The organism is Serratia sp. Ag1 (assembly GCF_000743355.1).
In the GTDB taxonomy this organism is placed as follows: domain Bacteria; phylum Pseudomonadota; class Gammaproteobacteria; order Enterobacterales; family Enterobacteriaceae; genus Chania.
Map to the genome: position 1 here is coordinate 25,682 of NZ_JQEI01000006.1, position 11,261 is coordinate 36,942.

Annotated in this window: 5 protein-coding genes and 1 pseudogene; 1 reads left to right on the forward strand and 5 read right to left on the reverse strand. The window is 50.8% G+C overall.

Annotated elements, in window-relative coordinates:
• Positions 1–13: 13 nt before the first annotated feature.
• The 4 genes from IV04_RS03755 to aegA all read right to left on the reverse strand — a co-directional run bounded on the left by IV04_RS03755 (position 14) and on the right by aegA (position 7,286).
• Positions 14–1,900: a glycoside hydrolase family 3 protein gene (locus tag IV04_RS03755; RefSeq protein WP_037402970.1), complete on the reverse strand. Its 1,887-nt coding sequence runs from the start codon at positions 1,898–1,900 to the stop codon at positions 14–16.
• 657 nt (positions 1,901–2,557) lie between these two features.
• Positions 2,558–4,705 carry a formate dehydrogenase subunit alpha gene (gene fdhF, locus IV04_RS03760; RefSeq protein ID WP_037402972.1) on the reverse strand — a complete coding sequence of 716 codons (2,148 nt, stop codon included), beginning with the start codon at positions 4,703–4,705 and terminating at the stop codon, positions 2,558–2,560.
• Positions 4,706–4,727: 22 nt separating this feature from the next.
• Positions 4,728–5,255, reverse strand: a complete 528-nt coding sequence (locus IV04_RS03765) for a 4Fe-4S dicluster domain-containing protein (protein WP_037402974.1) — start codon at positions 5,253–5,255, stop codon at positions 4,728–4,730.
• Positions 5,256–5,276: 21 nt separating this feature from the next.
• Entirely contained in the window at positions 5,277–7,286 is a 2,010-nt protein-coding gene (gene aegA / locus IV04_RS03770; RefSeq protein ID WP_037402976.1) for a formate-dependent uric acid utilization protein AegA, read from the reverse strand.
• Positions 7,287–7,671: 385 nt separating this feature from the next.
• Here aegA and IV04_RS03775 point away from each other — a divergent pair, with 385 nt between their 5' ends.
• Positions 7,672–10,611 carry an HD domain-containing phosphohydrolase gene (locus tag IV04_RS03775; RefSeq protein WP_037402977.1) on the forward strand — a complete coding sequence of 980 codons (2,940 nt, stop codon included), beginning with the start codon at positions 7,672–7,674 and terminating at the stop codon, positions 10,609–10,611.
• Positions 10,612–10,827: 216 nt separating this feature from the next.
• Here the strand turns inward: IV04_RS03775 and IV04_RS03780 are convergent.
• A pseudogene (locus tag IV04_RS03780) lies at positions 10,828–11,261 on the reverse strand (alpha/beta hydrolase); the annotation flags it as partial.

Sequence of the window (11,261 nt, forward strand, 5' to 3'; positions counted from 1 at the left end):
TTTTGGGTATAAGTCAGTAAGTTAAACCATGCCCGAATGGATAGATAATCTCACCCTGCGGGTTTCTGATATCAACCGGTAACTTACCTCTTGGCATATTCAAGGCTAAATGATTCTCGCCAGTACTAAACAGCGTTCTGATACCCGCTTTAATATTCGCTTCCAGAGAGTTTCGGTTATTGTTGGTCACGTCAAAACCCGTAATGCCATAAACAGCCAGGTTAGCTTTCACATTATCCAGATAGGCGATGTCGTAAGGGTTACGAGAAGCAATCACCACCAGGGGTTTGTTCATTTTCGCTGCCTGATCGATCACCTGTTGTGCAGCAGTATCTTTAGCTTTCAGATTATAAGTAACCAAGATGACGAAATCATTAGCCTGAATTTTTGCTGCCAGATCGTTTGGCAACGTTTTTTCATCCAGTTTGAACGCGGAGCTGGTAACTGTAATTGTTTTCCCTTTCAGTTCGCTGGCAATAGCCTCCAGCTCATTACTGATAATCTTGTTCCGGGCATTCTCATCAGAGATCACCAACAGATTATTTTGTGCTTTCAGTTGATAAGGTAACAAACGCTCATTCTTGATCAATGTAATAGCATTTTCAGCAACCTGCTTTTCAAAACGCTTATGTTCTGGTGATGCTACAACGGATTTGGCGTAATCCAGGCTATGCGGGCTATAAGGCGTTACTTTCTTGGCCAGTTTAGTCTCAACCACCTGTGTTGCTGCCTGCTGTAAACGTGCGGCAAGTTCAGGCTTTTTCTGGCTTTCAGTTTCAAGATAGCGATAGAGATTTTCCAGTTGCTCAATACCCTGCTGATCCCAGATATGTACAGGCATAACGATAACATCGCTTCCCGCCATCAACGCCATTTCGGTCGCTTCAGACGCACCAAAGTTATCGGCAATCGCCCCCATATCCATAGCATCGGTAAACACCAATCCTTTGAACTTCAGCTCATCACGCAAAATACCGCTGATGATTTTCTTGGATAACGTCGCAGGCAGGCCAATCTCGGTCCCGTCTTTTTTGGAGATCACTTTGGTATCATCCAGCGCTGGCACGATAATATGCGCAGTCAGCACGGCATCAAGACCATTCTCAACGGCATTTTTGAAAGGCACCAGATCCGTTTGCCGCCATTCCTTTTCAGAATAAGAAACCTGCGGTAAACCAAAGTGTGAATCTGTGGCTACGTTGCCATGCCCTGGAAAATGCTTCGCAGTCGCCAATACTGAGTTCTGATGCAACCCTTTGATATAAGAGGCTGACATACCGTTGACCAAATCAATATTGCTGCCAAACGAACGTACACCGATCACCGGGTTGTTTTGATTGGTGTTAACATCCAACACTGGCGCAAAGTTGATGTGAACGCCTAACGCATTGAGTTCCGCACCATGCACTTCGCCAACGCCTTGCGCCATGCTTTCATTGCGGGTTGCAGACAGCGCCATATTACCTGGCATTTCTGTCCCCTCGCGCAAGCGGGTCACATAGCCCCCTTCCTGATCGGTGCTGATCAGCAACGGCAGTTGATAGCTGGCTTTTTGCAAATCCTGTATCAACTGATAACTCTGTGGAGTATTGATAAAGTTTTCACGAAACAGGATCACCGAGCCTAAACGATAATCCGTGACCACTTTGGCGAGTTCCGCAGGAAGAACCGTCACATTCTCAGGTTCGCCCGCCGCATTCTTGCCCCAGTTACGCACGTCCAGCATCAGGATCTGGCCTATTTTTTCTCTGGTACTCATTTGTGAAACAATACGCTCAGCATTTTCCTTAGGTGCGGCCCACAAAGTTTCTTGCTGATTGACCGTCATCTGTGCGTAACCACTGGTGGCTGAAAGTCCAGCAAAGCATGCTGCAATGGCTGTAATTCTGATTTTTTTCATTGTATTTCCTCATTGTCATCCCAAGCAGGCAAAATAATAAATTCCATAAAATAAAACAAAAAAGAATTTAATATTCTTGTCATCGGTCACAATACTTATCGAGCTGTATAAGAATTACACTCAAAATTAGGATATTCCTTATAAATTAACGCCATGGTTATTCCAGGTATTTTTTCGCCACCTAAAAAAATAAATACTAATTAAAAATCAATGATATATACACAATTACAAATACATTAAGTTGATTATTTGATATGAACACATTCATAAAACAAATGATTATACATTAATCATTAATAATAATTAATTATCTATTACAGCGTGAAAAATATGCGGTAAGTTCAATATTTACGCGAGAACGGTTTTTTAAAGGCACGAGAGGAGATATTTTCAGGGGAAACGATTGAGGTGACTTATTTAGCAAACTCGCTACTGACAAAAATAACACGCTGACTTTGTAAAAACTCACTCCCCCTAATTACGTGAAGTGACCGGAATACCTGAGGCGATCTTTTATCCCCTTTATGTCTCAAGTTGCTTGAGCGTTGACCGAATTATTTGGGGTATCGCAGGGTGAAACTATTAAAGATTGATCGTGCCGCTAATCACCGTTAGCGTCTGGCCACCACACGTCAGGCGTGGTGGCCCAACAAACTATCAGGCGCTCGGCGCCGCCTCCCGCAGTTGCTTTTTCAGGGCGCTGTATTGTTGCTGCACCTCAGCTTCCGCCCAAGCCTGATCGGCAATCGTATCCACCCGCACCGCACAGTGTTTGAACTCTGGCGTCTTGGATACCGGATCAACATGATCCAACGTCAGCTCGTTGCAGGCACCAATCCACCATTGATAGGTCATGTAGACCGCACCGGCATTCACCCGCTCAGAGACTTCGGCACGGGCCATCACCTTCCCACGGCGTGAAGCGATCCACACCAATGCCTGATCTGCAATCCCCTGTGGAGTGGCGTCATCAGGGTGGATCTGCACATAACCCGGCTCGTCTGCCAACGTCTGTAGCGCCGAACAGTTACCCGTCATCGAACGGCAACTGTAGTGGCCCACTTCGCGCACCGTGCACAGCGCCAGCGGATAGGCTTGGTCCGTTTTCTCATGTGGCGGGACCCATTCGGCACTGCACAAGTAGCCTTTGCCCGTCGGCGTACTGAATTTATTGCCTTGGTACAGATAAGGGGTGCCCGGGTGATCCTCGCTCGGGCAGGGCCAAGCCACATAACCCAAGCCAGCCATTTTTTCATAGGTCGCTCCATAGAAATTGGGGCATAACTGGCGCAACTCATCCCAGATTTCCTTGGTGTCGTGATACGACATCGGGTAACCCATCGCACTGGCCAACAGGCTGACGATCTCCCAGTCGGGTTTCACATCGCCAACTGGCTCAATCGCCTTGCTAAAGCGCTGGAAACCGCGATCGGCACAGGTATAAACCCCCTCGTGTTCGCCCCACGAGGTAGCTGGCAGAACCACATCGGCCATATAAGCCGTTTTGGTCATAAAAATGTCCTGCACAATCACCAGTTCCAACTGTTCAAACGCACTACGCATCGCCGCCAAGTCCGGCTCAGTCTGGATCGGATCTTCACCAAAGATGTAATAGGCTTTCAACTTGCCTTCGGCCACTTTGTGCGGCACATCGGTAATGGCATAGCCAATCTCCATCGGCAGGCGGTCAACCCCCCAGGCTTTGGCAAATTTGGCGCTGGCCGCCGCGTCGCTGACCTTCTCGTAACCCGGGAAGGTATTGGGCAATACGCCCATATCGCAAGCCCCCTGCACGTTATTCTGGCCACGCACCGGGCCCACGCCAACGTTGGGCCGCCCCAGGTTGCCGGTCAACAGCGCCAGTGAAGATAGCCCTTTGACCACATCTACCGCCTGCCCCCACTGGGTTACACCCATGCCCCAAAGAATGGTGGCGGTCGGCGCCGCCGCATAGGTTCTGATGGCCTCGCGGATCTGCTGCGCCGTTAAGCCAGTAATATTGGCGACGTATTCTGGCGTATATTTTGCTACCGTCTGGCGCAGTTGCTCGAAACCTTCGGTATAGGATTCGACATAGCTTTTGTTGTACAAGCCTTCTTCGATCAAGACGTGAATAAAAGCATTCACCAATGCCATGTTGCTACCGTTTTTCAGCGGTAGCCACTGGTCGGCGATACGCGCGGTTTCGATATAACGTGGATCGCAGACGATCACTTTGGCCCCTTTAGCCTTCGCTTTCAGGATGCGCCGCGCCACAATCGGGTGCGAATCCGCCGCGTTATAGCCGAAGATCAGCAGGCATTCGGTATTTTCCAACTCATTGATGGAGTTGCTCATCGCCCCATTGCCCAACGTCTGCTGCAGCCCCGCCACCGACGGGCCATGGCACAGGCGGGCACAGCAATCGACATTATTGGTGCCGATCACCGCACGGGCAAATTTCTGCATCACATAGTTGGCTTCGTTGCCTGGGCCGCGCGAGGAACCGGTCATCATGATCGCATCCGCACCATGCTGCTGTTTTATCGCAGACAGCTTTTCGCTGACGTAACGGATAGCCTCATCCCAACTGACTTCTTCAAATGCGCCGCCGCGCTGGCGACGGATCAACGGAGCAGTAAGGCGCGGGGTCAGCAGTTTAGTATCCTGCAAGAAATCCCAGCCGTAATAGCCTTTCAGGCACAGTTCGCCCTGGTTGGTAACGCCATTGGCCGGTTGAGCACTGATAATTTTGCCATTTTCTACCAGCAGATTCAGTTTGCAGCCAGAGCCGCAGTACGGGCAAACCGTCGTGATTTTTTCCATTGTTCTTCTCCCTGTACGATGGTTATTGCAACAGATTCGGCGTCGCGCCGAGTGCTGCACGCTGTTGCCTTTCCCGCTGCATCGCTTGCAGATCGGCGGGCCTTATCAGCTTCAACGCCGCTGTCGGGCAAACCTCAATGCAGGCCGGGCCAGCGCTGCGCCCATCGCAGAGATCGCATTTGTTGGCTTGCGCCTGGCTTTGTGTGCGGCTATCACGGCTGCTGTGATTCACCACCACTTCCATCGCACCATAAGGACATACCACCATGCAGCTCTTGCAACCGATGCAACGCGACTGCATCACTTGCACACTGCCGTTATGGTTATAGATCGCTTCGTTCGGGCAGGCATTCAGGCAAGGGGCATTCTCGCACTGGCGGCACAGCATCGGTGCGCTGACGCTGAAGGTTTTCATCACTTTCAGGCGTGGATTAAAATTTTCCGGCGTGAGTGGCTGGGGGTTGTCACCCAGGTGCGCCATGGCACAGGCGATCTCGCAAGTGCGGCAACCGATGCACTGCTGCATGTCGGCGATAACAAATTGATTCATTACGCTTCTCCTTAGGCCGCGTTATAAAACATCGAGATAATAGGCAATGCTTTCTGCGGCTTTGCGTCCTTCCGCGATGGCAGTCACGATCAGATCGGCCCCGCGCACAATATCGCCACCGGCAAAAATCTTACGGTTGCTGGTCTGATAGGGATAACCCGCCACGGTAGGCGCAACCACCCGTCCTTGGCGATCCAGCACCACATTGTGTTCGGCCAGCCAACTCATCCGGTGCGGGCTAAAACCAAAGGCCATGATCACTGCATCCGCAGGCACAATGTGTTCAGAATCCGCCACCACCACGGCCTGCCGCCGCCCTTGGCTGTCGGCAGCTCCCATCTCGGTACGCTGCATCCTGATGCCGCTCACGTTACCCTCGCTATCCAGTACTATCCCCAACGGCTGCAGGTTGAACATGAATTCAGCGCCCTCTTCCCGGGCATTTTTCACTTCCCGCTTGGAACCTGGCATGCTCTTTTCATCCCGGCGATAAGCACAAATCGCCTGCGTCGCGCCCTGGCGCAGCGACGTGCGCACACAGTCCATCGCAGTATCCCCTCCACCCAGCACGATCACCCGCTTGCCTGCCATGCTGATGTACGGGCTTTTCGGGTTATCGGGGTAGCCCATCAGATGCTGGGTATTGGCTATCAGGAATGGCAACGCGGCATAAACCTGTTGCGCATCCTCATTTTCCAAACCTGAAGTCATGGATTTATAGGTTCCGACCCCCAGGAATAGCGCGTCATATTCATTCAGCAGGGCTTCCATTGAGATATCTTTGCCAATCTCGGTATTCAGCCGGAACTCCACCCCCATATCAGTGAAGATTTCACGCCTTCTGGCCATCACGTCTTTTTCCAGTTTGAACGCCGGAATGCCGAAGGTCAGCAGGCCGCCGATTTCTGGATAACGATCAAACACCACCGGTTTAATGCCGTTACGCACCAGAATGTCGGCACAACCCAGCCCTGCCGGGCCCGCACCGATGATCGCCACACGCTTGCCACTGCTCTTGACCGCCGACATGTCTGGCCGCCAGCCCATCGCAAAGGCGGTTTCGGTAATATATCGCTCAATATTACCGATCGTGACCGCGCCACCGTGGCCGTTCAGGGTGCAGGATTGCTCGCACAAACGATCTTGCGGGCAAACCCGGCCACACACTTCTGGCAGGCTGCTGGTCTGGTGCGACAGTTCTGCGGCCTCCCAAATCCGCCCCTGATCGGCCAGCTTGATCCATTGCGGGATCTGGTTATGCAGCGGACAGGTCCAGGAGCAAATGCTTTGCTTACCGCAGTTCAGGCAGCGCTCCGCCTGCTGGTGAATTTGCTGTTCATTGAATGGCCGATAGATTTCTGCAAAGGTGGTTTTGCGTAATTCAAGTGGGATCTTGCTGGCTTCCAGCCTTGGCGCTCGGGGTTGTTGCAGCAGATTACGCACCGGCTTGGGTTGTGCCTGGCGGTTTACCACGGCTTTCTGCTGGCTCACGCTGCCAAACAGTTGGCTCTGCAGATCGCGCGCCGCCGTGCGCTGGCGCTTTTGCCTCTGCTGTTCAACCAAGGTTTTACGATCAACCAGGCTCAGCGCGTGAGTCGGGCAAGCGCGCACGCACGCAGGCTCTTGGTTAAGCTCGTTACACAGATCGCATTTCTGGGCTTCTGTCTTCTGATAACTGTCCGCCAGACGATGGTTGGCAGGCTGTACGGTTTCGGTTACCACCGTCATCATACCGAACGGGCAAGCCACGGCGCAGGCTTTGCAACCGATGCACTTTTCCTGGCTGACCTGAATACTGTCATGATCTTGTACAATCGCCCCGGTCGGGCAAACATTGGCACAAGGGGCATTTTCGCAATGATGACAAAACACCGCCGTATTGGCATTAGGCCCTTGGATCACCTTCACCCTTGGAGTGAAATACTCCCGCTGGCTGGGATAATCCCCATGATGATGAGCTGTCACACATGCCACTTCGCAGCTTCGGCAGCCAATACAAGCCTCTGATTCTGCAACGATAAATTGATTCATAGTATCCTTTCCGAACAATTTGGCCAAAAAGACATCACTAAAGAGTTATACCCACATAATTCGGGTTGCTTGTAGGCGACAGCGCGCAGCCAAGCACCTTGAAGCATGACGGGTATAGCGTTATGACCTTTTGTATCGCTGGCGTAGGCAGGTATCTTCAGGGTTATAACCATGTAAATTTAATGGTTATAATTGATTACGTTCCATGACATTTCGCATGAAAAAAGCGTACTGCAAAAAATTATGCAAAATTACTCAGATAAGTGGAGGGATTATGGGGAGTTAAGCCGCAGGGAGGACACACGTTAGTCTGCAAACTCTATCGGCCTGCTATCCGTCGTCTATGCTTAGAGCAATTGGAAAACATTTATTCAAGGTTGTTCCTATGCAGGGTCATTTGTCCATGCTAAAAAAGCGTTTCCCTCTACATATCCAGATTGCTGCGCTTTTTATGCTGCTGATCGTTTCCATCGGCAGCGCGATTGTTATTTTCAGCCATAGTCAATTGACCAGATTAACCGAGATCAGCACCCACCGGCAGTATCAAAAAACCGGTGAGGCGATTGCCGCTGAATTGGATGCGGTGACGCGAACCATGATGATGTCGGTTAACATCCTGACGGATATGCCCATTACCGAAGCCCTTACGCTTGAACAAAGAATGGCTTCCGTGGGCAAATTTGTGGAGATCCTGAAACAAAACGACTACGCCAGTTCAATATACGTGGCTTATCCCAATGGGGATTTTTTTATGCTGCGACGCGTCACAGCGGCGAATCGTGAGTTTTTTAAGGTGCCAGAACATGGGCAATGGATAGTGCAAAGCAATCGCTTTTTGGCAACTCAGCCGGAAAAGCGGCTGGTTTATCTCGACGCTGCTCAAAAAGTGCTGGCAGTAAAAACCGTGGATGAAACACCCTACGATCCGCGCACCCGTGGCTGGTATATACAGGCACTAAAGCAACCCGATCTGGTGACCTCGCCAACTTATATCTTTAAAGTCACCGGAGAGACCGGCTTCACTTACAGCCGCAGGGCCGACAACCAACAGGTGGTTGTCGGCCTGGATGTTTCTTTGGCTTCATTGTCGCAATTTTTGCAACGGCAGAATCTCCCCCCTGGCAGCCAATCGGCCATCATCAATTTCGACAATGAAATTATTGCCAGCCAACCACCGCTCAACAACGAGCAGACAAAAGATAAAAACGGTTTTAACCAGATTGAGCGCATCCCGGTATTAAAAACGTTGCTGGCTTTTCATGATGATAACGTCGCGGGTAGCGACAACAGCAGTTTTCAGTTTAAAGCACAGGGACAAGACTGGTTCGGTGCCGTGCTCAATATCAAAAACAACGTTCACCACTATCATCTGGCGATTGCAACGCCCTCCAGTTATCTCACCGCTGGTGCCAACTCCATTCGCAACCGTTCAACGCTGGTCGCTTTTATTCTGTTGTTATTCAGCTTGCCTGTGGTTTGGTATTTCTCGTTACGCATTTCCAGGCCGCTGATTCGTTTACGGCAAGATGCCGAAGCTATCAGCACTCTGACGTTTGACGATCGTGCAGTTGAGCACTCGATTATTGAAGAGATTGACGATCTGCATCACGCCATGTCCAAAATGAAGCAGACGCTGAAACAATTTATCTCAATGGGCAGTATCTTGTCTGCCAAAGACAATTTCCCTCAGCAAATGCAGGGATTGTTGAATGAAACTGCGGATATTGCCGCCATGAACGGTGGCGTCATTTTCCTCGCTGATAAGAATAAAGAGATATTTACCCCTATCGCTTTCCATTGGAATGACCAAGACATCCCAATATCAGAGATTGGTGCAATACGCTTCGAACCGGATAACTTCGCCACATTTTGGCAGATACGGGAAAGCCAGTCGGTTGCCGGGGTATTTGACAATCAACATATTCCCGCGCCGCTGCGTGAGTTTTTCCAAGCCTCTCTTCCATTGCACTATATTGCCGTTCCGATGCAAACGCATGACGAAGAGTTGTTGGGGTTCTTGCTGCTGTTCAACACCGCCGAATTAAGCCCTAAACGCAAGAGCGATAAAATACAGTTGGTCAACGCGCTGGTTGGCAGTTTGTCCGTAGCGATAGAAACGCAGTATTTACTGCAAGAGCAAAAAAACCTGCTGAATGCCTTTATTGAGCTGATCGCCGGGGCGATCGACGCCAAAAGCGCCTATACCGGTGGGCATTGCCAACGGGTGCCAGAAATTACCAAAATGTTGGCAGAAGCCGCCGTCGAAGTACAAGACGGCCCATTCGCCGATTTCACGCTGTCGGAAAACGAGTGGGAAGAGTTACACATCGCCTGCTGGTTACATGATTGCGGCAAGATCACCACGCCGGAATTTGTGGTGGATAAAGCCACCAAGCTGGAGCTTATTTACGATCGTATTCACGAAGTACGCATGCGTTTTGAAGTATTGAAAAGAGAAAAAGAGATCCTGTATTTACGCAACCAGCTTCAGGGCAACCAAGACACGGCGGGTGAGCAGCAACTGGCAGAAGAACTGCGCCAGTTGGATGAGGATTTCTATTTTATCGCCCAATGTAATGTCGGCGGTGAGTTCCTGTCTGACGATGCGCTCGCCCGCATTCGGCAGATTGCCAACTATCAATGGACCCGAACCCTGGACGATAGCGCTGGCGTTTCGCAGGCCGAATGGGCGCGTAAAACCCGCCAGCCAGCGCGTGATCTGCCGGTACAGGAAGCCATGCTGGCGGACAAAGAAGAACATATCATCTACCGGGATGCAAAAAACCATCTGCCGGAAAGTTTCCAATTCAAGCTCAAGGAACCCACCTATCTCTATAACTACGGCGAAGTTTATAACCTCTCGATTCGCCGTGGCACGCTCAATGACGAGGAGCGTTATAAGATCAATGAGCATATTATGCAGACGATCATTATGCTCAACAGGCTTCCGTTCCCGCGTACGATGGCGAATGTAGCAATCATTGCCGGTGGCCACCACGAACGCATGGATGGTAAAGGCTATCCTTATCAGTTGAACTACCAGCAAATGAGCATTCCGGTCAGGATGATGGCGATTGCCGATGTCTTTGAAGCGCTGACCGCCGCCGATCGTCCTTATAAACCAGGGAAAATGCTGTCAGAAGCGCTGAAGATCATGACATCCATGGTGAATGACAATCATCTGGATCGTGAACTGTTTATTCTGTTCCTGCAGTCTGGCGTTTGGCGTGCTTACGGCGTGGCCTATTTACAGGCGGATAAAGTGGATGAAGTGGATATCGAGGCGCTGATAGACAAACTCGGCCCGCAGAATATCACTCTGTGATAGTAACCTGAACAAGATAGGGGCTGCTACAGATAAGCCCCCTGAGATTGATGACAAAACAGTCTTTTAACCCGAGATACCCGGGCCTAGCGCACCGAGGGGCGCTCCGGCGGCTTGCGCCGCTACGACCCCTTCGGCACGCTCTCCCTAATATCTGACTTGGTCAGCAGTCCAAGGAGCAGATAACTCCCTCTTCTTAATAAACCCACTTACAGATTACTGAACCAGTAAATCCCGCAATGCCTGCAACAGTTTGCCCCCCGGTTGAAACTCATTCAGTAAAGAGAAATGGTTACACCCGGCGACACGCTGGTACATCACCGGGTTGCCACATTGTGCCAACGCTTCAGCATACTCCTGCGAATGGCGAATCAATTCGGGTAACTCCTCCGCACCGACCTGCACAGCAACGGGTACACCCACACTGACAGAATGAATCGGGCTATAGTCACGGATCTCTTTTGGTGTAAGCGCCAGGTTGTCATTCAACCAGCTCAAACTGATAGGCTCCAGATCCACCAACGCACTGATTGGCATCGCATGGGAGACTAACGGATGACCACGGTGAACGGCGGTAAGATGCCCACCAGCAGAATGCCCAGACAGGCAAACCTTACCCGGAGTGATATTAAACCTTGGCTGGTGGTGAG